Annotated in this window: 20 protein-coding genes; 15 read left to right on the top strand and 5 right to left on the bottom strand. The window is 42.3% G+C overall.

Going from position 1 to position 23995, the window contains the following annotated elements; translation table 11 throughout:
* The first annotated feature begins 18 nt into the window (after positions 1–18).
* Positions 19–1668, top strand: coding sequence for a CHAT domain-containing protein (locus NIES593_RS05765; protein ID WP_073598667.1), 1650 nt, complete (start codon positions 19–21; stop codon positions 1666–1668).
* 63 nt (positions 1669–1731) lie between these two features.
* Here the strand turns inward: NIES593_RS05765 and cbiD are convergent, their stop codons facing one another.
* Positions 1732–2859 carry a cobalt-precorrin-5B (C(1))-methyltransferase CbiD gene (gene cbiD, locus NIES593_RS05760; protein WP_073598666.1) on the bottom strand — a complete coding sequence of 376 codons (1128 nt, stop codon included), beginning with the start codon at positions 2857–2859 and terminating at the stop codon, positions 1732–1734.
* A gap of 155 nt (positions 2860–3014) precedes the next feature.
* Positions 3015–3650, bottom strand: a complete 636-nt coding sequence (locus NIES593_RS05755) for an OmpA family protein (protein WP_073598665.1) — start codon at positions 3648–3650, stop codon at positions 3015–3017.
* A 59-nt stretch (positions 3651–3709) separates the two neighbouring features.
* Here NIES593_RS05755 and NIES593_RS05750 point away from each other — a divergent pair, with 59 nt between their 5' ends.
* On the top strand, positions 3710–4198 hold the full coding sequence (locus NIES593_RS05750; protein WP_073598664.1) for a low molecular weight protein-tyrosine-phosphatase: 489 nt from the start codon (positions 3710–3712) through the stop codon (positions 4196–4198).
* A 9-nt stretch (positions 4199–4207) separates the two neighbouring features.
* On the opposite strand, the gene NIES593_RS05745 is transcribed toward NIES593_RS05750, so the two are convergent.
* Complete coding sequence (locus NIES593_RS05745; RefSeq protein ID WP_073598663.1) at positions 4208–4879, bottom strand: response regulator transcription factor; 672 nt, start codon at positions 4877–4879, stop codon at positions 4208–4210.
* 357 nt (positions 4880–5236) lie between these two features.
* On the opposite strand from NIES593_RS05745, the gene NIES593_RS05740 reads away from it, so the two are divergent.
* Together NIES593_RS05740 and NIES593_RS05735 are read left to right on the top strand one after the other, a co-directional pair.
* Positions 5237–6190: a hypothetical protein gene (locus tag NIES593_RS05740; protein ID WP_073598662.1), complete on the top strand. Its 954-nt coding sequence runs from the start codon at positions 5237–5239 to the stop codon at positions 6188–6190.
* On the top strand, positions 6159–7403 hold the full coding sequence (locus NIES593_RS05735; protein WP_073598661.1) for an NAD(P)/FAD-dependent oxidoreductase: 1245 nt from the start codon (positions 6159–6161) through the stop codon (positions 7401–7403). Before NIES593_RS05740 ends, NIES593_RS05735 begins: the two co-directional genes overlap by 32 nt.
* 3 nt (positions 7404–7406) lie before the next feature.
* Here the strand turns inward: NIES593_RS05735 and NIES593_RS05730 are convergent, their stop codons facing one another.
* Positions 7407–7892 (bottom strand): hypothetical protein, encoded by a 486-nt coding sequence (locus tag NIES593_RS05730; RefSeq protein WP_073598660.1) that lies wholly within the window; start codon positions 7890–7892, stop codon positions 7407–7409.
* Positions 7893–8364: 472 nt separating this feature from the next.
* Complete coding sequence (locus NIES593_RS05725) at positions 8365–8976, bottom strand: response regulator (protein ID WP_073598659.1); 612 nt, start codon at positions 8974–8976, stop codon at positions 8365–8367.
* Between the two features lie 705 nt (positions 8977–9681).
* Between NIES593_RS05725 and NIES593_RS05720 the strand changes: the two genes are divergently transcribed.
* The 11 genes from NIES593_RS05720 (at position 9682) to NIES593_RS05670 (ending at position 23984) form a co-directional block, all read left to right on the top strand.
* Positions 9682–11571 carry a DCC1-like thiol-disulfide oxidoreductase family protein gene (locus NIES593_RS05720; protein WP_073598658.1) on the top strand — a complete coding sequence of 630 codons (1890 nt, stop codon included), beginning with the start codon at positions 9682–9684 and terminating at the stop codon, positions 11569–11571.
* A gap of 37 nt (positions 11572–11608) precedes the next feature.
* Complete coding sequence (locus tag NIES593_RS05715; protein ID WP_073598657.1) at positions 11609–11887, top strand: hypothetical protein; 279 nt, start codon at positions 11609–11611, stop codon at positions 11885–11887.
* A 14-nt stretch (positions 11888–11901) separates the two neighbouring features.
* On the top strand, positions 11902–12489 hold the full coding sequence (locus NIES593_RS05710) for a hypothetical protein (protein WP_139253632.1): 588 nt from the start codon (positions 11902–11904) through the stop codon (positions 12487–12489).
* A gap of 37 nt (positions 12490–12526) precedes the next feature.
* On the top strand, positions 12527–13687 hold the full coding sequence (locus tag NIES593_RS05705; RefSeq protein ID WP_073598655.1) for a glycosyltransferase family 39 protein: 1161 nt from the start codon (positions 12527–12529) through the stop codon (positions 13685–13687).
* 53 nt (positions 13688–13740) lie between these two features.
* Entirely contained in the window at positions 13741–15222 is a 1482-nt protein-coding gene (locus NIES593_RS05700) for an MBOAT family O-acyltransferase (protein ID WP_073598654.1), read from the top strand.
* A complete protein-coding gene (locus NIES593_RS05695) occupies positions 15219–16451 on the top strand; it encodes a hypothetical protein (protein ID WP_175561043.1) in 1233 nt (410 codons plus the stop codon). Before NIES593_RS05700 ends, NIES593_RS05695 begins: the two co-directional genes overlap by 4 nt.
* A gap of 60 nt (positions 16452–16511) precedes the next feature.
* Positions 16512–18086 carry a hypothetical protein gene (locus NIES593_RS05690; protein WP_073598653.1) on the top strand — a complete coding sequence of 525 codons (1575 nt, stop codon included), beginning with the start codon at positions 16512–16514 and terminating at the stop codon, positions 18084–18086.
* Between the two features lie 48 nt (positions 18087–18134).
* The gene (locus NIES593_RS05685) at positions 18135–20219 is read left to right on the top strand and encodes a hypothetical protein (protein WP_073598652.1); all 2085 of its coding nucleotides are present in this window, start codon (positions 18135–18137) and stop codon (positions 20217–20219) included.
* Between the two features lie 13 nt (positions 20220–20232).
* Positions 20233–21867 carry a glycosyltransferase family 39 protein gene (locus tag NIES593_RS05680; RefSeq protein ID WP_073598651.1) on the top strand — a complete coding sequence of 545 codons (1635 nt, stop codon included), beginning with the start codon at positions 20233–20235 and terminating at the stop codon, positions 21865–21867.
* A gap of 23 nt (positions 21868–21890) precedes the next feature.
* Positions 21891–22865, top strand: coding sequence for a glycosyltransferase family 2 protein (locus NIES593_RS05675; protein ID WP_073598650.1), 975 nt, complete (start codon positions 21891–21893; stop codon positions 22863–22865).
* Between the two features lie 123 nt (positions 22866–22988).
* On the top strand, positions 22989–23984 hold the full coding sequence (locus NIES593_RS05670; protein WP_073598649.1) for a glycosyltransferase family 2 protein: 996 nt from the start codon (positions 22989–22991) through the stop codon (positions 23982–23984).
* The last annotated feature ends 11 nt before the right edge of the window (positions 23985–23995 follow it).

The raw sequence follows: 23995 nt of genomic DNA, 5'->3' as shown, positions 1-23995 counted from the left end.
ATCAGTAAAAAAGAGAGAATGTCTGTCAGGGAAATTCCCTGCCTCAGTCTAGCGATCGCTCGTTTGACCTCAGCAGGACCTGAAAATTTTGCTACTTGGGTAATTCAATCTCCCTTACCGGGAGGTTACGTTCATCATGACTCAATTTGGTCGCCAACTTTAACGCGAAAATGGCTGGCATGGCAGGAAATGTTTTCCTTACAAAGCGAATTTCACATTCCCGTCGCTCACCGAGACCCTTCTACCTCTCTGCTGCCGTTTAACTTGCCGCTTTCTAGTCCGAAAGAGAACTATGGCGGACGACTGATGCAGGAGTTAGGCATCAGTCTCTGGCAGTGGGTGTTTGACGATCCCATCCGTCAGAGCTTAGCCCAAAGTCGGGGAATGGCGATGGGACAAAATAAACTTCTGCGGGTGCGATTAGAAATTCGCGACCCTAATTTAATTCCGCTACCGTGGGAAATTATGCAACCGGAAGTGGGCAAACAGTCTATTTCTCTCGATCCTCAAATCCTCTTCAGTCGAACGACCAGTAATGTAGATCCTCTAGCCCCTCAACAATCGGGCGACTCACTCAATATTTTATTAGTGCTCGGACAAGACCAAAACCCGCTAGATCCGCGAGAAACTCAGTCGGACTCGATTCGCAGTTCTTCTAAAACCTTACAACTCGAAACCGAAGCTGCCGCCCTGGCACAAGCGATCGAAGAAGGAGCGCGCGTGGCTAGCGCGATTAACTCTTCGGCGTTCCGGGTTTCTGCTAGCGTTCGCACTCTCGTACAACCTACGCCAGCCCAACTGATCGACACTTTAGATACGGGAATGTATAATGTCCTTTTCTATGCAGGTCATGGCATGCCCGCGCCCGATGGCGGTTTGTTATTTTTGGGACCAAATGCCATCATGAATGGGACGGAGCTGGCGCAAGTTCTAGTTCGCAATCGCGTTATTCTAGCAGTGTTTAACGCCTGCTGGGGCGCACAACCCGACTGCATGGGACAACAGACAATCGAGCGCAGCAGTTTGGCAGAAGTTTTAATTCACCATGGAGTCCCTGCCGTTTTGGGGATGCGGGATTCCATTGCCGATCGCGAGGCATTAAGTTTTATTCAAGCATTTACTAAAGCCCTAGCGCAACGCTTGTCGATCGACCAAGCAGTCCGAGTTGCCAGACAACAGTTGCTCTCCCTCTACAAATTCAATCAACCTGCTTGGACGCTGCCGATTCTTTACATGCATCCCCAATTTGATGGCGAACTGCTGCAACCCATCGAGGAGGGAATTACCCAACTCCCAACCACGATACCGAGTGTAGATCGCGACGATTTTCCCGCTGCCTATCTTCATTCCCTAGAACGCAGCGATAAGATTTGGCGAATTTATGGCGGATTGATGAGAGTTGGTCGTCATCCAGAAAACGACTTGGTGCTTCAGGAAAGATGGGTTGGTCGCCGACACGCCGAGATCATCTGTCGAGACACTTCCTCCACCGCTAATAGACAATACACTTATTTCCTCAGAGATTTTTCTCGCTTCGGGACGTTGGTTTACTGTGCTGGCGAATGGCACAAAGTTCACCATCAAGAAATTTCTCTAGAGTCGGGCGTACAGTTGAAGTTTGGCAGTCCTTACGGTCAAATTCTTGAATTCGTGATCGAAGATTCGTGAACTATCGGGCGCTGACCGCTTATAATTTTAATCTACCAACACTCCCTACACCTCCCTCTCTCTTCATCTATTTGCGCGAAGGCGATCTAACAGTGTTTTCCCCATCGGAGAACTGACGAGAATCGATCGCTTTCGGTCAAATAAAATCGAACCGACTTGCACTTCTTTTTCAGCTTGCTTGCGAATATAGTCTTGAGAACGGCGATCGATGGTTTGCGCGATCGCGCCGTACACTTGCTCAACCCAATTGCTTCCCTCTCGTTCGTCTATCTCCCGCAGCAGTTTCAAAGCGGCTTCTGCGGTAGAACTTGTAAATATTTGTTGCAAAATTGGTGTGGGCAATCCAATTTGAGCGCAATGAGCCGTCAAAATTTCCAAGCGTCCGTCTGCCAAGTGGTGATGGGTATGGAAAATTCCGCCTGCTAATTTAATCAGTTTGCCGTGGTAGCCAAACAGCAAAATCGATCGCACTTGTTGCATAGCTGCGGCAACTAACATAGAACCCAACCAATTCGCGGTTTTAATTAATTGTTCTGGGTGAATTCCCATTTGCTGGGCTAAATCTAGTCCATTTTCTCCTACACAAAAAACCAAGCGATCGCATTGCTTTGCTTTAATCGTTAATTCTTCCTGAAAAGCTTCCAACTGACTCGGTGCGCTCAACGGTTGAGAAATTCCTGTCGTTCCCAGTAAAGACAGCCCTTCAACTACGCCAAAAGCCTCATTGGAGGTTCGTTCTGCCAGCCTGCGCCCCTCCGGTAAAATAATCGTTACGAGAATTTTCTCTTCTGGTTTGAGGAGTCTTTGCAGATTCTCTCGTAACAGCCGTTGGGCGTAACTATAAATTGCCGCTTTCCCTTCATTATCGATTTGTTTGCCAACTCCTTCGCCACCTTGAATGATAATCTGTTCTGGATGCGATCGCTGCACCTCTATTTCTACCAATGCCCAAACCGGAGTATTGCGAGTTAAATCTAAATTATCCCCTGGATCGCTGCGAGTAATTGCCAGAGCACTATTTTCGCCAATACGAGCGACTTGTTCGATGGAAATTTCAACAATTTGGGCGGGTTCGATTAAATCCAGTGAAATCGTATCTCCAATCTCGTCTCGATGTAAATAGCGCAACGCCGCGATCGCAGATGCACAAGCAAACACGGGTAAAGTATATCCAGAACGAGGGGTAGACATTATGAAATTGAATTTGTAGATAACTTATCTTTCCAATAACACAGAATCATCCCCAAGGTAAAATAGCTGTGTCACAATTGAGCAACCCCTGGCGCGATCGCTAAGGAAAAATGACCTGTTATCACCACGATTGACCATTTTCACTACTTCCGTTGTCAGCGACGAATGACAATTTCCACTCGACGATTTTTTTGTCGTCCTTCAGGATTGTCTGAACCATCTGCCTTTGTATTGGCAGCTACAGGTCTAGATTCACCGTAACCGATCGTAGTCATGCGCGATGCAGCCACATTTCCTTGTTGTTGCAACCACTGCTTGACAGCAACAGCGCGACGCACCGACAAATCTTGATTATACGAATCACTTCCGATCGCATCCGTATGTCCTTGAATTTGCATCGGATTCTGGGGATAGTGTTTAGCAATTGCAGCACTGATTTGTCGCAGTGCAGCTTCGGCATCAGGTCGAAGGGTTGCTCGATCGAAATCGAATAGTATATCAGCAGCAATAGTAATAACAGTTGAATTTTGACCCTGTTGTACGCGAATGCCAGGAAAAGTGATTTCCGGAATTTGCACTTCTGGAATCGTAACTTGGGGAGCTTCGACTTTTGGTTGCCGAATTTCTGGTTGTCGAACCGTTGGTCTTTCAACCGTTAGACGATCGGGTTTAGGCTGAGAAGATAAAGGGGGTTGCAACTCAGTAGTTTCTGACTGAGAATGACAGGCAATGGTAAAGCAGGATGAACCTACAAATAATGCAAATATGCTTAAAAAATTAAGCGATCGCATTCGTGTGCGATCTCCACTGTGGTTATAATCTTAATTTTGATGGCACTCAACCGATATTTATGGCTTACAGATTACTTTTTGTCTGTTTGGGGAATATTTGTCGTTCTCCGGCAGCAGAGAATATCATGAATTATCTGATCGAACGGGCAGGTTTGAGCGAAGAAATTATTTGCGATTCAGCCGGAACTTCGAGCTATCATATCGGTTCTCCTCCCGACCGTCGGATGGCGGAAGCCGCAGCACTTCGCGGGATTTCTATGAAAGGCAAGGCCAGACAATTTCAGATTGACGATTTTGAAAAATTTGACTTAATTTTAGCAATGGATCGCGAAAATTATTGGGATATTCTCGCTCTCGACCCTCAGAAGCAACATAGCGACAAAGTAAAGTTAATCTGTGAATTTGCTACTCGCTATCAAGCCAAAGAAGTTCCAGATCCTTATTATGGCGGTAGAGAGGGTTTTGAGAAAGTTATCAATTTGCTCTTGGATGCCTGTGAAGGGTTGTTGAATCACGTCAGCGACTTAAATAATGGCAGAAAACCTTAAAGTCTCTGGCTAATCGACCAAATGGTGCTCTAAAGCAAAACGGACTAATTCGGCTCGATTGCTAGTTTCTGTTTTTCTGAGAAGGCTGCTAACGTACTTTTCGACGGTTCTAGGACTTAAATGAAGCTCGTTGCCAATCTCGGCATTAGAATGTCCTTTCGTCAGTAAGCTCAGAACCTGTTCTTCTCGCTGAGTAAACTTGAAAGAGGGAGGTGGTTCGACACAAGGGACTCGCTCGTTTCCTTCTCGTGCCTGTAAAGGTTTATGACTAGATTGGCGATCGGAGAATTGTCTTTCAGACTGAATCATCTGCGATCGCTCTAACAGATTGCGAATCACTGCCCCCAGTTCCTCCATTGCAAAGGGCTTAGGCAGATAGACATCGCATCCTGCCTGATAGCCAATAATTCGCTCTTCGGTCGTATTTCTCTGTGTCAAAAAGATAACGGGCAGCAGTCGGAATTCGGGACGTTGGCGCACTTGCCTAACGAGATCGTAACCGTCTTTTCCTGGCATTTTGATATCGGAAACCAGCAGGTAAGGGTGATAGGTTTCCAACAGGGAGAGCGCTTCTTGTCCATTTTGAGCAGTAATGACCGAATATCCTGCGAGTTCTAGATAATCTTTAACGGCTAATCGAATTCCTGGATCGTCATCTGCGATCAGGATCAAAAGAGGCATATTTGACCGAGAAAAAAGGATTTTTTTGCTATCTTTAGCCTATCACTCCTGTGAGAAATAGGTGGGAGTGGGGGGACCCGGAGATGGGGAGACTGGGAGAGGAGAGGACGGGGAAAGAGATTTGTAGCCAATATTTAAGGTAATCGATCTAATACCAATTTGAAATAAGAAGGCGACAGATGAATTTACACAATTCAATCGTAGAAAGGGTTTCTCAATCCAAAATCCTTTCATCCAAAATGGTATAACTAGGTACAGGCGCGCTCCTATCGCGTCTGTACGATTCCTGACTCCCGATCGCCAATGACACGAACCAGTGTTGTTGATATGATTGAGATTAAGAATTATTAAGGGCTAATGGGAAAACTGCTTGGGCTTGTTCCCTACCTAATCGCAGTGGGTGCAGCGTGGTCGTTAGGGTTCGTTTATAACGTTTACTACGGCGGCGAGTTGAGCTGGCTGCGTCAGATGTATGAAGACAAAATGGCAATAGCAGCTCAGATCCAAGCTCCCAGACGCTTGTTGGTGACTGGCGGGTCAGGCGCTCACTACACCATCGATTCCAAAGCGATCGAAAGGGGATTGGGAATTCCGGTAGTGAATCTGGGATTGGACGGACCCGTCGGTCTAGACGTAATCCTACCGAGCGTCATAGACCAAGTGCGTTCTGGGGATATCGTTCTGCTGATTCCCGAATATTTAATCCTGCTAGATGATAATGGTTTGGGCGATCGCTCTGCTAGTTTTGGCGTGGCGATCGCCCGACCGGGATTGGGCGGAATCCCACCCAAAGAACTCGCTCAAGAGGTTTGGCTGCTTGGGATTCCGAGCCTGAGAGCGCTAACCAAATCTGCGGTAGATTGGGTCGAGCGGGGAAAAATGACGGGGTACTATTCCGATCCCGTGAGCGATCGCGGCGACCCTACAGTCACGAAAGAGCGAGTCGGTCAGTGGTGGCAACTGCCAATCGATAGCCCCATTTCCAGCCATGCGATCGAGCGGATTAGTCAATTTCGTCAAGAAGTGGAAGCAAAAGGAGGAAGACTCATTCTGTCGCTGCCCTGGGTTTACGCGAGCAAGGACGAAAAAACAATTGCTAGCGTGAAAAAAACGGCTCAAGAACTGGCTAAAATTGCTCCCCTCATCTATGAAAAAGACTCGTTAAATCTTAAAACCGATTCAAGTTTATTTGCCGATACCCATTATCATCTCTTGCCAGAAGCCAGAAAAATTCGAGCGCAGCAGCTCGTCGAACAGCTAAAACCATTAATTGGGGTCGATGCGCGACAAAGTGAAACCAACGATCGCTAACCCAATCCGCATTTGCATCCTCGGTGGCGGTTTTGGCGGCTTATATACGGCTCTGTATTTAAGTCGCTTTGCTTGGGTGAGAGCGGGCAAATGCAAAATGATTCTGGTCGAGCAAAACGATCGCTTTCTTTTTACGCCCTTGCTTTACGAACTGATTACGGGAGAATTGCAACCCTGGGAAATCGCTCCTTCCTATCAGAAACTACTCGGCGGCACCGAGATTGCTTTTTATCAGCAAACCATTCGAGGCGTTGACCTCAAAACTCGTCAAGTCGTACTCGACGATGGCGCAGAACTCGCCTACGACTATCTCGTTCTCGCCGTTGGGACTCAGAATCGCTGGGCAAATATCCCTGGGGTTCAAACCCATGCGCTTACTTTCCGCACGCTTGCCGATGTAGAACGTCTGGAGGCAAGACTGAAAATTCTCGAAGCTAGCGATCGCCAGCGCCTTCGTCTGGCAGCGATCGGCGGCGGTGCTAACGGGGTGGAATTGGCGTGCAAGCTAGCCGATCGCTTGGGCAAGCGAGGACAAGTACATTTAATCGAAAGGGGAGAGGAAATCCTCAAAAACTTCCCATCTGGCGTTCGCAAGGCTGCCTACCGAGCGCTGCGCTCTCGCAACATTAAAATCGCTCGCCTCACCGAGGTGACAGCGATTGAAGCCGATTCGATGACAGTCGTTCGGGACGGCAAAACCGTCGTGCTGCCAGTCGATCTAGTGCTGTGGACAGCGGGAACTCAAGCCAGAGATTGGATCGCTCGCCTAGATTGCCCTAAAAGCGATCGCGGAAAGCTCCTCATCCATCCGTCCCTACAGTTGGTCGATTATCCAGAAGTGTTTGCTCTGGGCGATTTGGCGGATGTTGGCAATGGCAGCCAACCCGTCCCCGCGACGGCACAAGCCGCCTATCAGCAGGCAAGTCGGGCGGCAAAAAACCTCGCGGCTGCTTTGCAAGGCAAGCGGTTGCAGCCCTTCCGCTATTTGCACTTGGGAGATATGCTGACCTTGGGCAAGGGAGCCGCAGTTGTCTCCAGTTCCTTTCTCAATCTCGAAGGAAAGCTAGCCGCCGCAATCAGGCGGCTAGTCTATATTCAGCGCCTTCCAACCCTTCGCCATCGCCTGCTAGTTTTTAAGCATTTGCTGGTTCGGGTTGCGTTGGGAATTCTGGATCGATTGAAACGCTTATTGACTTGTAGGCGATCGCGCTAGAAATTAATAGCGACCGCGATCGCGTTCTAGATCGTAAATCACTTTCTCGACTAACCAATTAACCGAACGGTTGGGATAGTGGATTTGCGCTCCGGCAAGCAAGCGATTGGCAGTCGGGCGATCGTTATGTAGCAGTCTCAGCAGCTTCTGCCGCAGTTGAGGGCTAGCGCGATCGATCGAGAGGGCATTTTCTAGACGAGTAGAGCTAAAAACCAATGGCTTCTTTGCCTTTGCTCTACGCCAAACTATACCAGCAGCACCAGCTCCTAATCCCAGTGCTGTTATCCCCAGGATTTTTTCAGCTTCATCTAAGGATCGAACTCCAGTAAAATCCACCCTCGTGTTAACAATTTCATCGGTAGCACTTAAGGCTGACAGATTAGCCTGTCCTTCCCGAACGGCGCTTGCAAGCGGGAAAATTAGCAAACTGCTAGCGATCGAGGTACTAACCAAAGTAGCTACAGTTCCTAAACGAGAAATTTTTAGCATTTCTAATATTAAATCCGTTTAATTGACCATAATATGTAGCGCAGTGCGCGTAAGCGCATACGTCTTGCTCGCTTTTCATGCTTGCTCGAACGCGAGCTTCTAGCTCGCACTACTGGTTATTGTGTTTGTTCGATCGGATTTGATATAACGTGCAACTTCAATGAGTAAAAAGATTGTTTCCTCAAACGTATTTAACTTGTTCTAATTTTCAGAGTGCATCGGTTTTAAGTGACCCTTTCTAGGGCGATCGACTTCTTAACTGTTGTTACTTTTATTGTGATGCGAAAAAGTGACATAAAAATGTCAGAAGCACCAAGCCTTATCGTTTTAAATTAGGATTAAGACCTTTTCAACCAAAGAGTTATTCCCAAAGCCAAACCAAACGACAGTAGTGAGAGAAGAATTCCTATCAATACCCAAAGCGTCCGTCTCATACCAAGTAAATCTTTTTTCAAATGAACTAAGTGTTGATTCACTTGATTCTGTGCCAGTCTTGTTCGGTTTGGCTCTGGTGAAAATAAACGCTTATCATCTTTTGCTGTTTGTGAAGTTCTTGCTCGATTTGGAGACACTTTTCCCCTGACAGGTAGCTGAATTGCTTGCATTGTTCCAATTGCGTCTGAATCACTTGTTTTAGGGAAGCTAACTCGTTGAAAGTCGCTTGCACTTCGACGAGTTTTGAGAGATATTTATTCACCAAGTCAAAAGGAAGTTGGAAATAGCCTTGAGCCGCATAGCGAATTGCCCGGACTAAATCCTCTGTGGGAGTTGTCTTGAGAAAATAGCCTTTAGCTCCCACTTGCACGGCGCGATCGAAATATTCTTCGCATTCGTGAACGGTCAAAATTAATACTTTTACCTGTCCCCATCGTTGAGAAATAATTTGAGTAGCATTCAATCCATCCATTTTGGGCATCTCTACATCCATAAGCACGACATCTGGTCTGAGACAATCGACTTTCTCGATGGCATCAACTCCGTCACAAGCCGTGCCTACGATTTGGAATTCTGGTTCGACGGCTAAAGCTTCAGTCAAAATTTCCCGAATGGTTAAGAGATCGTCAACGATTAGAATGCGAATCATAATAGGGAAATGCGAACAACTCAATCTGAAAGAAAAGCTTACTCTTTCAGAAGCGATCGAAAAAGTATTAAGCTGCACATTGACTTTTTCTAGCTAGTTTTGAGAGATTTAATTTGCCTATTCTCAAATTCCCAAACCTTGACCAATGTGGAGATATGTGACCTGAAATTATCAACTTTTATTTCCATTTTTTTGATAAAAATTTAAATTGCGTAGGGTTCGTACCGAGATTAGAGCCATGCATCGAGCGATTTGATTCAAGTTAATGCCGAAACGCACAGAAAGTAGCTGAAGCTGAAGGTATCTCAATGAGACATCCTACCCTATTTAAGATTTACTTACTCGATTAGCTCCAAAAGTAGAAGCACTTAATAACAAAGTAAAACTGGAAGTGGGTAATAGTTATTTCCTAGTAAATTATACTTCTCGATTAAAGATAAAATTTGACTTTTTTAAAAATATATTTAATTAATCATTGTCGATAACCCATTTTAAGCAGCGTTTACTTAATGCTATTTGAGATGGACAAAAAGGCTTCTGAGGCAATGAGATATAGAAAACCAGAAAAAAAGAGAAAAAATTATCTTCAAGAAACCATTTGAGAAGATCTGTAGAACTTTAAGTTCCGAATTAGCTTGCCGAGTCGATAATCTAATGCGAAAATTGTTGGCTAAATGCTAATTGTTTACCGAGGGTTATTGCAGCATGACTGCCAGCGAGGAAAAAAGAGCAAAAAATCAATTAGCTGCCAAGATCGAGGAAGTCTTGGGCTTTGACCTGCGATCGCTCGCCTTATTTCGCATTGGTTTAGCCCTAGTCGTTCTTACCGATCTCATCATCCGTTTTGGCGACCTGACGGCACATTACAGCGATGCTGGCGTATTGCCTCGCACTGCCCTCGATCGCATTCTTTCTAGTCCCTGGCATTGGTCGTTTTTATCGATAAGCGGTCAGCCCTTCGTCCAAGGGCTAATATTTTTGTTAGCTATCTTTTTCGTCCTAGTAATGCTAGTCGGATACCGCACCAGACTGGCAACGATCGCGACTTGGGCGATGATTATCTCTATTCACAACCGCAACCCCGCTCTCATTTTTGCCGCCGACGACGTGTTGAGGGCGTTGCTTTTCTGGGCGATATTTTTGCCTCTGGGAGCTTGTTATTCCATCGACAGCGCCTTGAATTCTTCTCCTAACCCCCTGCCTAAGCGGGTAGTTTCTGGGGCAACTTTTGCCTTCATGGTGCAAATTTGCTTTATCTATATCTGGTCGGCGGCATACAAAACCAAAAGCGAACTTTGGTTTCCTGATGGGGATGCGGTTTATTATGCGTTGAGTTTCGACCAATACGGAACGGCATTCGGTCAATGGCTTTTAAGTCTTCCCGTTGAGTTGTTAAGGTTGCTAACCCTATCTGCTCTTTGGTTTGAGTGGTTGGGTCCTTTGATGATTTTTATTCCCTTCTATAACAGCTTTTTCCGTTGCGTTGCTATTGTCTGTTTTATTCTTTTGCATATTTCTTTCGGATTGTGTTTTGAATTGGGAATTTTTCCCTTTTTAAGTATTTCCAGTTGGTTAGTTTTTATTCCGACTAATATTTGGGATGCACTGGCGAAGAAACTATATACTCCCCAGCGTGCTGGATTGAGAATTAATTACGATGCAGACTGCGGATTTTGTAAAAAGGTCGTTCATTTTCTACGTACTTTTTTAATTTTACCCAAAACACCGTTATTGGTAGCACAAGATGACCCTTCAATTTATGCCGATATGCAGGAAAAAAATTCTTGGGTTGTGGTCGATTGGCAGGAAAATCGGCATTATAAATGGGAAGCGATCGCGTATGTTTGTAGCTTATCTCCCGTCTTTTGGTTTCTCGCCCCCATCCTTAAATGGAGACCTTTAATGGCTGTAGGAACTAAGTTTTATGAGACGATTGCTTCTAATCGGCAAACGGCAGGCATGTTTACCAGACTGTTTAAATTTCGCCCGTTAGCAATCCGGTCTTCTTTGTGGCTAAATATTGTTACTTTATTCCTATTAATTTACACCTCGCTTTGGAATCTAAAAAGTTTTGTCGAACAAACAGTTGCGAGAAGAGAAGAACCTAAAAATGATTGGGTTAGTGCAACCGATAAATTTTTCAAGAGACGAACGATTCAACAACTCGATATTCTCAGTCGCGTAACGCGATTAGATCAATCTTGGAGTATTTTTGCACCAGCACCGCCGAGAGATGATGGATGGCACGTTATTGAAGGGAAACTTAAAGATGGCACGACAATTGATGTCCTCAAAGATAGCGGTTCGGTGAGTTGGGAGAAGCCAACAATCGGTCAGCGCAATGCACTTTATAGAAATATGCAATGGCGGACTTATTTTATCAATCTCAATCGCGGCATTGGCAAAGCGCTTTATCCTTTTTATGGAGCATATTTATGTCGAAATTGGAATGCAACCCCTAAAAATTCCCAAAAATTAGAGAGGATTGACATTTATTTTATGAGCGAAAGAACTGTTCCTCCCGGCGAGACTCAAACGGTAGAAAAAACGCTACCTTGGCAACAATCTTGCTCCGATCCCTCTAATTCCAAATAAGTTAGGATTGGCAATCTATTAAATTTGAAAGTAAGCTATGTCGAGCGGCAAGAGTGCTAGAGATAATACCGGAATTTATCTGCTAATTATTTTAGCGATCGCAGCTCTGCTGAGACTGCTATTTTTAGATGCGATTCCCCAAGGATTTAACTGCGATGAAGCGGCTGATGGGTATGAAGCTTACTCTATTCTTGAAACTTTACGCGATCGCTATGGTAAATTTCTTCCTACTTTTTTCCTGGAGTTTAGACTAAAAAAGAAAGAGCTATCTTATTCTTGTGGCTGCTACTCTATCCACTTCCTGCTGCATTGGTAGGAGCTGCAAGTTCTTTGAGAGCACTGGTAGGCGCACCTGTATTTGCTATTTTCTCTGCTTACGGTGCTGTTCGATTAATAGAGCTAATCGGAATTGCTAGAAGAAAGCTGTTGATAGTCGCGGCTTTGTTTATCGTTGTAGCCAGTCTAACAATATTCGTCAAGCGCTATTTCTTTGAGTATCCCACTGAAGCTGCTATACACTGGCAATACGGTATGGGAGAAGCGATCGCTTTTGCTCAAAAAAGCTCATATACTTGCGTCGTCCTTAATAGCGACAGCAATAGCAACTGTTTTGCCATTCAGGATTTTATTGCCAAAGTTCCTTTCTACACCCAATACTCGCCGCAGGAATATCAGAAGTCTCCCATTCCTCCTTGGATTGGCGGTTCGCGCGATAAAATATACGCGCTTGGCAAATACCGTCTAATGTCCCTTTCCAAACAGAGCAAGTTAGACGAGCGATGTTTATTTATTCTTCGTCCAGAAAAGGTTTCAGAACTAGCTGCGAAAGGTTATAACTGGAAAGAAGTTTATAACATTAAAGATAATCGCGGTATCGAGCATTTTAAGCTAATCGAAATTATTAAAGCGAAAACATGAGGATTAACAATAATATGGCACGAGGGGATATAAATTAATGAAGATTGCCGCTACCCTAAAGAAAAATCTGCCAGAACTAAAATACATTCTTTTATTATTTCTTTCTACTAGACTCATTTTAACTATTATTGGAGTTATTTCGCGTTCTCTCCTAGAACGACAGTACGGCAAACAATACATTTACTCCACTCAACTTTGGTTAGACATCTGGGGAGTTTGGGATTCATATTGGTACATAGATATTGCCGAAGGCGGTTATTCAGCCGAAGTTGGAACTTCTTTCTCCGAAACTCAAGCTAATTATGCTTTTTTTCCGCTTTATCCCATGTTAATGAGACTAATTGGAACCGTCATGGGAGGAAAATATTTTATCGCTGGGATTATTATTTCTAATGTTTGCTTAATTATTGCTTGTTATTTACTCTATCGATTAGTTCAGTTAAAATCCGACCGAGAAAATGCTTTGCAGTCTGTCAAATTTTTATTAGTGTCGCCAACTGGTTTTATTCTATCGGGGGTTTTTACGGAATCTCTTTATTTAATGTTAGCTATTCTATGTTTTTATCTTGCTGAGAAAAAGCAGTGGTTATTGGTAGGGATAGCTGGTTTCTTTTTAGCTTTGACGAGAAGTGTTGGGGTTCTGATCGTTGTTCCCATGCTCTACGAGTATCTTCAGAGTCAAGAATTTCAGTTGAAAAAGATTCGATATGATATTTTATTTTTACTATTAATTCCTTTAGGGTTATCATTATTTGTTTTGTATAACTATCACTTGACGAGCAATTTCTTTGCTTTCTCAAACATTCAATCAGCTTGGAATCGAAGTCTATCCGATCCTTTATCGGCAATAGTAAATGGCTTGCGTAAAGGTTTTCTTCAACCAAATGTGCGTAATTTATTCAAAATAAAAACTCTGTTGGAATCGACTTTTTCGATAGCTGCATTAGGTCTTTTATGCATATTTTTCCGAAAAATCCCAGTCTCCTACTGGATATTTGGCATCTACTCGATAGTAGTACCTCTTCTCGCTGGAATAGATTCTATGCCTCGGTTTATTTTACCGATTTTTACTCTTTATATTCTGTTAGCTAAACTAGCAAGTAATCGTTTATTTGACCAAGTTGTAACTTTATCTTTAGCTTTGATACAAGGGTTTTTAATGGTCTTTTGGAGTTGTGGGTATTCTCTAGTAGTCTGACTAAAATTTTCCCTAATTCTTAAGAAAGTTTGCTTTAATATTTAAAAACAAAAATGCTATTTAACTCTTATGTTTTTATCTTTGCTTTTTTGCCAATAACTTTTCTAATATTTTTTAGTTTCTCTCGCTTTCGTTTAATTAAAGCCGCTTTAATTTGGCTGACTGTCAGTTCGCTATTTTTTTATGGCTATTGGGATTTTACTAATCTGCTAGTGATGGTTATTTCTATTATTATTAACCATCAACTAGGCGAACTCATAGCCTCAAGTAAACCTGTTAGCACACGAGCAAAAATTATTATTTTAATCGGTATTATTCTTAATTTAGCTATTATTGGCTACTACAAATATGCTAATTTTTTTCTCTCTTCTATCAATAGCGTAATTCAGACTAATTTTAGCTCTCCAAGGGTCGTCTTACCGCCGGGAATTTCTTTCTATACTTTCACCCAGATAGCTTATTTAGTAGATGCCTATCGAGGAGAAACCAAAGGCAATAAATATGATTTAGTAACTTATACATTATTTATCAGTTTTTTCCCTCAACTCATTGCAGGACCAATTCTCCGTCACGATGAACTCATTCCCCAATTTCACCAGCTAAAAAGCTTTCTTTTCTCTCAAAAAAATCTTGCTTTAGGTTTAACAATGTTTGGTTTGGGGTTAGCTAAAAAAGTATTGATTGCCGATCATCTATCGCCATGGGTTGCCTTGGTTTTTAATAATGCCGATGCGGTTACTTTTCTTGAGGCTTGGGTAGGTGCTTTAAGCTATACGTTTCAACTCTATTTCGATTTTTCTGGCTACTCGGATATGGCGATTGGTTTGGGATTGATGTTCAATATTCGCATTCCCATTAATTTTAATTCGCCCTACAAAGCTATTTCTATTATCGATTTTTGGCGGCGCTGGCACATTACTTTATCAAACTTTCTGAGAGATTACTTATACATTCCATTGGGAGGCAGTCGCCGAGGACAAATACGCCGCTATGTTAATCTTATGACGACTATGTTATTGGGCGGCTTATGGCATGGTGCGGGCTGGACTTTTGTTGTGTGGGGAGGATTGCACGGTGCCTATTTATCTATCAATCATGGATGGCGAAAATTAAATATTCCTTTACCAAAATTATTGGGATGGTTAATAACTTTTTTGGCTGTCATATTTAGTTGGGTTTTATTTAGGGCGATGAATTTTCACGATGCAGCAGAAATTATCAAAGCGATGACAGGCATGAAAGGCATTGTGTTACCTGGCAATCCTCAAGGTAAATTATCTTTCTTAAATCAGTTTGGCTTGCAGCTTCAAAACTGGAAAAATTTTACCTATCTTCCAGAAATTAATAACAGTAGAATCTTGAGCATTTACATCTTGGCTGGACTAACATTATGCGTCACTTTATTACCAAATACGCAGCAAATAATTCAGAAACTTAAGCCAACGTGGTGGTGGGCGATATGGGTGGGAATGATTACTAGCTTATCCTTACTATCACTTAATCGTGTGTCCGAATTTCTCTACTTCCAGTTTTGACAGAGGTTGTCGCAATGAGTGCCTACAGTCGATTAAAGTTTGCTTTATCAGATTTTCTAATTGGCAAGAAGAAAGTCAACCAGAAGAAAGCTAAATATCGTCGTTTTAATTTAATCTTTTTGACGACGGCTTTAGTTCCCTTAATTTCAGTTGGGATTTTTAATATCGCTGTCGATCCTTACGGGATTTATAATAGCCCTACTTTTACTCAATTTAACCAGTCAAAACCCGAAAAATGGAAACACCAGAGGTTATTTAAAGCGATCGCAATTACGCGCATCAAACCCGTTACAATTTTTCTGGGATCTTCAAGAATGAATCTCGGATTGAATCCTACTTATTCGGCACTCGATGACAAGCAACCTGCTTACAATCTCGGACTCAATGGCGCTAATACTTATGAAACGCTGCGCTACTTACAACATGCGATAAAAAATCAAAAAGACCTTAAGTTAGTTATTCTGGGTCTCGATTTTATTATGTTCAATCAGGAGCTAGGAAATCAACCGGGGTTTGATGAAGGAAGGTTAGAAAAACAGGCAATAACTTCTCAAGATTTTATTAATACGACTTTCTCATTAGATACTTTATCTTTGAGCGAAAAGACTATTGAAGCTAACAGAACTAATTCAGATCGCGATATTTATTATCCCAACGGCTTCATGCGCCTTCAGCGAGGAGACAAAGATAAAAATTTAACAGAATTTAAGAAATCGATCGCGGTTTATTTCAACGTTCACAGCAACTATAAGCTCTCGCAACAATACTTAGATGATTTAAGAGAGATTGTCAATCTGTGCCGAGAACGCGGCATTACTTTAATCGGTTTTATCTCTCCCGCTCATGTTACCCAATCGGAGGCAATTTATGCCGCCGGACAATGGCAAATTTTAGAGCAATGGAAGCGAGAAGTTGTCAAAATTTTGCCCGTCTGGGATTTTTCTGACTATAACAGCATTACAACAGAACCAGTCAGCGAGAAGATGAAAAATTACATCGATAGTTCTCATTATAAAGAAGCGATCGGCAATTTAGTTCTCGATCGCATTCTATCTTACAAAAAAGTTGAGGTACCTAAAGATTTTGGGGTCTACCTTACACCAGACAATATAGAGTCTCATTTAGCAAAAATTCGAGCCAATCGAGAAAAGTGGGTAAAAGCTAATCCCAATGATGCTGAATTAGTCAAAATAATTAAGCAGGAACAAGAAACTAAGAAAACTAAATAAACTTGTGGAGAATATTTAGTAAGTTTTATTTTACGCAGAGACGCAGAGGCACAGAGAATAATGTCTGAACTATTTAAAGTTAAAGGAGATCGACTAAAAATAGCTGCTTATAGTCTAATTTGCTTGGCACTAGCTTTTGGTTTTTTCAGTCGTTTAGTTGCTGTTTTTAGGTATATAACTTTCTTTTATCCAGATCAGGTTAGAGACGCTGAAGTTTATATGAGCATGTGGCAGGGAAAGCTGCCAACTTTAGGACCTGGTGCTTCTGTAGGCGGATATAAATTACTGCCACTCTATTATTATCTTGTTTTTCCTTCTACTATTTTGGGAGTCGATCCAGTTTTTCAAGTTTTGCCTAATGCCTTACTGTCTTTTCTGTCGATTCCCCTACTTATATATTTCGTTTATCAACTGTTAGAAAAGACTGAGAATTCAAAACGATTGTTTTTAGCAGCACTGGCTGGTTTTTGGTATAGTTTACTTTTTGTTGAAATTTTTATTAATACCTATCATTGGAATCCAGGTCCGATTCTTTTCTTTATGCTTTGCTTTCTGTTGCTATACAAATGGCAATTAGAAGCAAAACTTCCTCATTCAGCTCAAGTTGGTCTTTGGATATTATACGGGATTGTTTTAGCTATTCTAGTTAGTTTGCATTCGACAACACTGTTTGTTATGCCAGTGGCGTTTATTGCTAGCTGTATTTTGTTTATTTCAAGAAATCGTAAAAATCTTAAGAAATGTTTGCTCCCACTATTATCTGTTGCTGCGGCGATTGTCTCTTTAGCGCCTTATTGGAGAGGCGAATTGAGTCGCAATTGGGCTAATACTAAAGGGATTCTAACTAAAATTACCAGTGCTAGCGCAGAAGCAGGCGATCGCAATATTTTAGAAAGAATCGGCAAGGCGTTTCAAACTTTTGTCGAACTCGCCCAGCAAGCTTACTTTTTAGGATTTTCTGGATGGCAAACTGCTATATCTATCGCTTTCTTTTCGCTTTTATTAGTTTTAGCATTTCTTACCTATAAGAAATACAAAGGCAATTCGACTATTACTCTTTTTCTAGCATTTACTTGGCTAGTTTATATCTATGCTGCTTCCAATTTTTGGGGATTATCCGTCATTCATAACAAATTTATTATTTTGTTTGTCCCAATTCTGATAACAGTTGTCGCTCTAGATTCTTTGGACTTTTCTAGTTTATTTAATAAAATTGCGATCGCTGTACTAACTTTATTTATTTTGTTATCTATAATTCTAAATATCAATTTTAATACTAAGTTGTTTGCTGCTAAGTATGGAGGGGATAGAGCGATATCAACTGCTGATATTGTTGAAATATTCGAGCAAATACCAGCTAGATCGACGGTTTGCGACCTAAAAGCAGAAGAAAAATGGCAATTGTTTAATATTTCCTATTCCTACAAATATCTAGATAAGTATATCTCTAAAAGAGACTTAGAATTTGTGAAAGACTGTCAGCCAGGAAACTATGCATTGCAACCAAAAAATGAAATCATTCAAGCTATTGAAATTTCTTGGCCTATGTTTACTCGCTTAAAAAATGAACAACTTAAAGGGAATTACCGTCTGTTTTTAGAAACGCCAGCGGCATATGTTTATGTTGTCGAGTAGAGCGATTTTTGGCAATCTTTCAGAAAAATCTATTTAATTAAGTTAATTATGGGTAAAATTTTAAGAGTACCAGTAAGAGCGATCGCATTTCCACTGCTAGCTCTTATTTGTATATCTTGCGCTTTTAGTTTGTTGGTAATTAAAGATTTCTTCCATCCAATCTTCTCTGAAGATATTGATGTAAATAGTTGGGAATATACAGGATTCTACTTTGCTAAAAATCTTAGTTTTATTCCTTTTCCTCACCTCAATTTTACTAACAATCAGGTATTTTATCCCTATGGAACAAATAGTGTATTTCAAGCTTGGGGAATTGAGCGAGATATTTTCTCTTCTATTTTTTCCTCATTATTTGGCATTGGACCTTGGTTACAGCTCTATTATCTTTTAACTATATTAATAACAGCGATTGGAGCTTATACTCTTTTAGTTCGGGATTATGGTTTAGCTCGTGCCAGCGGAGTTGGACTTCTCGTTTCATTTTCTAATTTTTACGCCATTTACAAGTTTCCACGTCACCTCAACATGTCTATAGTCCACTGGACTACCCTCAGTTTTATAGCCGACTTTCTAATTGTAAAAAGGATTGTTTTGAACCAACATGTCTCTCTAAAACTTATTCTTATCAGAGCTTGTTTGCTCGTGCTGTCATTGGGTCAAGATTTAGGATATGTAGCTGGTTTTGCCCTAATGTCTTTTACGGTTTCTATTCTGTTTATTGCTGCACTACTAACTTACAGATATTTCAAAGGTTATTTTAATTTAACCGGGCTACTTTCAAATTCTATAGCAACCTATAAAAGAGATTTTTTAGCTCATCCCCGTATTTCTATAGCTTTGCTCGGTATAGGCATTATTGTTGCATATATTTACCTGCCATTAGCTTTTCAGATTGCCACAGAGGCTAAAAGTTTAAACTTTAACTATGCAGAAGCTAGAGACAAAGCAGCGAACATCTTCGCTCTAAATAGGAAGTACCAACCACCTACGGGGTGGTGGACTAGCGCCTACAGGTTGCTGATTCCATTTTTACCAGGCTTTAATCCAGGATTACCTTGGAAAAAAGTTTTTAGGGATGCGCCAGAAGATTTATTTGCAGGAAGTCCTGGCTTGTTTTTACTCATTATAGGTTTTTTAGGTTTATGCCAAGCACGCAAACGAATTGCTATTTTTATCCCTCTATTAATAATTTTTTTCCTTTGTATTTTCTATCATCCAGAATATTTCCCAACTCTCAAGAGGTTTTCCTTACTGATTATAGGAATTATAAGTTTATGGCTAGTACGAAAACAAATGGCTTTCTTTTTACCTTTATTGTTCGTCGTGCTTGGCTTACTTTTCTATAACGAAGTGTATTTTCCAACGCTAAAAATATTTCCCTGGTTCTCATTTAATCGCGTTCCAGGTCGTAGCACTGTTATTTATCCAGTGATTTTGTCTTTATTTGCTTTAGAAATTAACCTTAATAAATTGATTTCTCGCAGACAAGTGCTATCGATATTCTTAGTTTCTTTAATATGTATTGAAACTTACACTGCCTACTCCTTCAAATTAGACTATAAACCCTATTCATTTGAAAAAAACTTTTTTAATTACATGAATTATGTAAAAGAACAACCAGGGGAAGCAGTTTTAGATTGGCCATTTTGCGTAATAGGAGGTAATACTGTAGGCAATGAATCTGGTTTGTGTCCGTACTGGAGATTTAATGGCGGAATCTATGCACTCAGAAGGTTTCATGAGAAAAAAGTTATGGGTCAATACTTTGGTCGATTGCATCCCTCTCAAATTGAGCCATACGTTCGAGCTGGATGGGGTCAATTATTATTACCCGACCAGCCCGATAAACACGGTCAAGCAAAACGTCAAAAACGTTGTTTTCAGCGGGAAGAATGGTCGTTTTTTACAGATTTTTATATCTTGAACGACTTTGCTGGCATAAATCTTTACGTAGATCTATTATCGGAAGATTGCGTCACCGAGTTTTACGCGCGCTTTGGTAAACCTGCAATAGAAACAGTGGTTCCTGGAGCAGGGCGCGTTAAATTTATTCCGAAACCTCCAGTATTAAGGCGCGAAGTTAACTTGGCTAGGGGAGCTAATCTTCAGCTTCAAACTTATATCAAAAAATAAGGTTAATAGATTGATGAGAGCTAAAGGTATCTTAGAACTTCTACAATCGACCCGCCAAAGGAAATCCAAAAGGCGAAGAAATTTTCTGGGATTTATTATTGCTATCCTATTAATCCTTGGCGTTTTTTTTCGATTTACCAACCTCGATACCAAAGTTTATTGGGGAGATGAAACGGTTACTTCGCTGCGAATTTCTGGTCACACCCTAGCAGAATTGAAACAGCTAGCATTTCGGGGTGAGGAGATAAGTGTAGCCCAGATGCAGCAATATCAATATCCCAATCCAAAAAAAAACGTTCTCGATACCGTTAAAGGGTTAGCTGCAGAAGAACCCCAACACCCACCGCTCTATTTTGTCCTGGCAAAAATTTGGGTGCAACTATTTGGTAACTCAGTCGCAGTAACGAGGAGTTTTTCTGCTATCATTAGTTTGTTAGCATTTCCTTGCATTTATTGGCTAACCCAAGAATTATTTAAATCTCCTCTGACTGGGTGGATTGCCGTTGCGTTGATGGCGGTTTCCCCATTTCACGTATTGTACGCACAAGAAGCGCGATCGAATAGTTTGTGGACGGTGACAATTCTGCTCTCTAGTGCGGCTTTATTGCGTGCGAGGCGACTACAAACAAACGCCAGTTGGCGCTTATACATACTAACGCTAATTATAGGATTTTATACTTTTGCTTTGTCTGGAGCCATCGCGATCGCGCACGGAATGTACCTTTTCATTAACGAAGAGTTTAAACTGACAAAAACCGTTAGAAACTATCTAATTACCCTAGCAATTAGCCTACTTCTTTTTTCTCCTTGGATTGTTGCAGTTGTAACTAATTTTTCAGAAGCGAACGCAACAACAAATTGGACAGCAATGAAAGTCCCTCTAAAATCTTTAATCAAAACCTGGATCCTCAATCTCAGCCGTCCTTTCGTCGATTTTAATTATAACTTTGTTACTCAAAATTTATTGATGTATGCAGTTATTTTCCTCTTAGTCATTCTAGTAGGATATTCGTTTTATTTTCTGTGTCGCAATACTCAACCGCGTATTTGGTTATTTGTCCTGACTTTGATAGGAGGGACGGCATTTATCTTAATCGTACCCGACTTGGTTTCTGGCGGAATACGCTCTAGCGTGGCGAGATACGCGATCCCCTGTTTTTTAGGCATTCAAATTGCAGTCGCTTATCTGCTGGCTTCTCAACTTATCTCCATCGCTACCAGTCCATGGCAACAGCAGTTATGGCGAATTGCTACAGTCGTTCTGATTTCCGGCGGGATTGCCTCCTGTGCGGTTAGTTCTCAAGCACGAGTTTGGTGGAATAAATACAATGCTGCGACGCTTCCCGAAGTAGTAAGCGTCGTGAATCAGTCTTCCAATCCAGTTTTTGTCACATCTTGGCATGGTTTGATGGCTTTTAGTCATGCATTTCATCCCAAAGTCAGACTTCAGCCTTTGGAGAGGCAACCGATCTCTATCCAAGAGGAAGGAAATCGCGGGAGCGAGATCTTTGTTTATGAATCTTCCAAGGCTTTAAAGGCTTTAATGGAGACAAAACCCGGCTACCGAATCGATCGCGTTTACAAATGGAAAAAACAAATCGAACCCGTCTATGAAACTAAAACTACGCTTTGGAAACTAACAAAATAAAACGATTTGCGAGGTGCTGGCATATGTCCTCAGATTTAGAAGACGTAGTACTCTCTGTGATAGTTCCTTGTTACAACGAGGAAGAAAATATTCACTATCTGTTCGAGCGATTGACCTCCGCCCTCGATCGCCTTAACCTCAAATACGAGATTATCTGCGTCAATGATGGCAGCAGGGACGATACCCTAAAATACCTAGTCGAATACCATCGTCGCAATCCGGCTATCAAGGTGGTCAACTTATCCCGTAACTTCGGGAAGGAAATCGCGCTCTCGGCAGGAATCGATTATGCTTCTGGTCAAGCCGTCGTGCCTATCGATGCCGATCTCCAAGATCCGCCGGAATTCATCGAGCAACTGCTCGAAAAATGGCGCGAAGGCTACGATGTGGTTTATGGCGTGCGTCGCTCCCGCAAAGGCGAAAGCTGGCTCAAACGCTCTACAGCTGGAGCATTCTATCGCGTTATTTCTGGGATGACTCACATTCAAATTCCCAAGGATACGGGCGATTTTCGCTTGCTCGACCGACGGGTGGTAGAAGCACTCAAGCTTTTGCCAGAGAGACGGCGTTTTATGAAGGGATTGTTTGCTTGGGTGGGATTCAAACAAACTTCTGTCGAATACGATCGCGATCCCCGCTATCAAGGCACGACGAAGTGGAATTACTGGAAACTTTGGAATTTTGCCCTAGAAGGGATTACCTCCTTCAGCTTTGTCCCGCTCAAGGTTTGGAGCTATATCGGGGTGTTCGTTTCCCTGATATCTTTTGTCTATGCCAGCTTTTTGATCGTTCGTACCCTGATTTTGGGGATAGATGTGCCCGGTTATGCGTCAATCATGGTAGCCGTACTATTTCTTGGCGGAGTTCAACTCATTAGTCTGGGTTTTATTGGAGAATATCTCGGTCGCGTCTACGATGAAGTCAAGCAGCGCCCGCTATACTTAGTGCGAGACTGCTATGGCTTTAATCAAAAGCAGGAGAGCAAGGATGAAGGATGAGGGGACAAGGGGGAGTGTGGGGAGAACCGGGAGTGTGGGGAGACAAGGAGACAAGGGGACAAGGGAGAGTGGGGAGAAAACTAACCACTAACTGATAACTGATAACTGAAATAAGGTGTGAGGATGAGTTATTCAATATCGTCAAATGGGATTAAAGCGCCAGAGATCGTCTCTGCCTTTCCCGAAATATCGGTAGTCGTTCCCATCTATAACGAGGTAGAAAGTTTATCTCACCTCATCGATGCGATCGCGACTACCCTAGAACGAGATCGACTCGATTATGAAATTATCTGCGTCGATGATGGCTCTACTGACGGTTCGACTGAGATGTTGCGCCAGTTGGCTCGAAATCGTAGCGATCTAAGAGCAGTTCTTTTACGCCGTAACTACGGACAAACACCAGCGATGGCGGCGGGATTTCAATATGCCAGAGGTCGAGTCATCGTTACCCTCGACGGCGATTTGCAAAACGATCCGACCGATATTCCCAAACTGATCGCTAAGTTAGATGAAGGATACGATCTCGTTAGCGGTTGGCGCAAGCAGAGGCAGGACGATGCCCTCACGCGACTGCTTCCTTCTAAGATAGCCAACTGGTTGATCGGACGAGTGACTGGGGTAAAATTACACGACTATGGGTGTTCCTTAAAAGCCTATCGAACGGAATTGGTTGCCGATATGAACCTCTACGGGGAGTTACATCGCTTTCTGCCAGCCTTGGCTTACATTGAAGGTGCGAGGATTACGGAATTGCCAGTCTGCCATCACGCCCGCCGTTACGGAAAAAGTAAATACGGTTTGGGACGGACGTTTCGAGTTGTCATGGATTTGCTGACGATTTATTTTATTAAAAAATTCCTCACCAAACCCATGCACGGATTTGGACTGTTGGGTCTGATTTCGATAGTTTTAGGAACTGTGTTGGGGGGATATCTTACTTTCCTCAAACTCGGCTTGGGACAAAGCATCGGCAATAGACCCTTGCTGATTTTAGCAGTTCTTCTCTTTTTGACGGGCGTACAGCTATTTAGCTTCGGGCTGTTGGCAGAATTGGTCATGCGGACTTACCATGAATCTCAGAAGCGACCGATCTATCGAGTGCGCGAGGTGGTTGAATAGCGATCGGGCGC

The organism is Hydrococcus rivularis NIES-593 (assembly GCF_001904635.1).
In the GTDB taxonomy this organism is placed as follows: domain Bacteria; phylum Cyanobacteriota; class Cyanobacteriia; order Cyanobacteriales; family Microcystaceae; genus Hydrococcus; species Hydrococcus rivularis.
This window is presented reverse-complemented; position numbering and strand designations above follow the sequence as displayed.

Excerpts from the sequence above, each read along its gene's own strand:
- NIES593_RS05700 (WP_073598654.1), top strand. The coding sequence starts at position 13,741 with ATGCTATTTAACTCTTATGTTTTTATCTTTGCTTTTTTGCCAATAACT.
- NIES593_RS05675 (WP_073598650.1), top strand. The coding sequence starts at position 21,891 with ATGTCCTCAGATTTAGAAGACGTAGTACTCTCTGTGATAGTTCCTTGT.
- NIES593_RS05680 (WP_073598651.1), top strand. The coding sequence starts at position 20,233 with ATGAGAGCTAAAGGTATCTTAGAACTTCTACAATCGACCCGCCAAAGG.
- NIES593_RS05765 (WP_073598667.1), top strand. The coding sequence starts at position 19 with ATGTCTGTCAGGGAAATTCCCTGCCTCAGTCTAGCGATCGCTCGTTTG.
- NIES593_RS05755 (WP_073598665.1), bottom strand. The coding sequence starts at position 3,650 with ATGCGATCGCTTAATTTTTTAAGCATATTTGCATTATTTGTAGGTTCA.
- cbiD (WP_073598666.1), bottom strand. The coding sequence starts at position 2,859 with ATGTCTACCCCTCGTTCTGGATATACTTTACCCGTGTTTGCTTGTGCA.
- NIES593_RS05715 (WP_073598657.1), top strand. The coding sequence starts at position 11,609 with ATGTCGAGCGGCAAGAGTGCTAGAGATAATACCGGAATTTATCTGCTA.
- NIES593_RS05705 (WP_073598655.1), top strand. The coding sequence starts at position 12,527 with ATGAAGATTGCCGCTACCCTAAAGAAAAATCTGCCAGAACTAAAATAC.
- NIES593_RS05745 (WP_073598663.1), bottom strand. The coding sequence starts at position 4,879 with ATGCCTCTTTTGATCCTGATCGCAGATGACGATCCAGGAATTCGATTA.
- NIES593_RS05685 (WP_073598652.1), top strand. The coding sequence starts at position 18,135 with ATGGGTAAAATTTTAAGAGTACCAGTAAGAGCGATCGCATTTCCACTG.
- NIES593_RS05690 (WP_073598653.1), top strand. The coding sequence starts at position 16,512 with ATGTCTGAACTATTTAAAGTTAAAGGAGATCGACTAAAAATAGCTGCT.
- NIES593_RS05750 (WP_073598664.1), top strand. The coding sequence starts at position 3,710 with ATGGCTTACAGATTACTTTTTGTCTGTTTGGGGAATATTTGTCGTTCT.
- NIES593_RS05670 (WP_073598649.1), top strand. The coding sequence starts at position 22,989 with ATGAGTTATTCAATATCGTCAAATGGGATTAAAGCGCCAGAGATCGTC.
- NIES593_RS05735 (WP_073598661.1), top strand. The coding sequence starts at position 6,159 with ATGCGCGACAAAGTGAAACCAACGATCGCTAACCCAATCCGCATTTGC.
- NIES593_RS05740 (WP_073598662.1), top strand. The coding sequence starts at position 5,237 with ATGGGAAAACTGCTTGGGCTTGTTCCCTACCTAATCGCAGTGGGTGCA.
- NIES593_RS05730 (WP_073598660.1), bottom strand. The coding sequence starts at position 7,892 with ATGCTAAAAATTTCTCGTTTAGGAACTGTAGCTACTTTGGTTAGTACC.
- NIES593_RS05725 (WP_073598659.1), bottom strand. The coding sequence starts at position 8,976 with ATGATTCGCATTCTAATCGTTGACGATCTCTTAACCATTCGGGAAATT.
- NIES593_RS05720 (WP_073598658.1), top strand. The coding sequence starts at position 9,682 with ATGACTGCCAGCGAGGAAAAAAGAGCAAAAAATCAATTAGCTGCCAAG.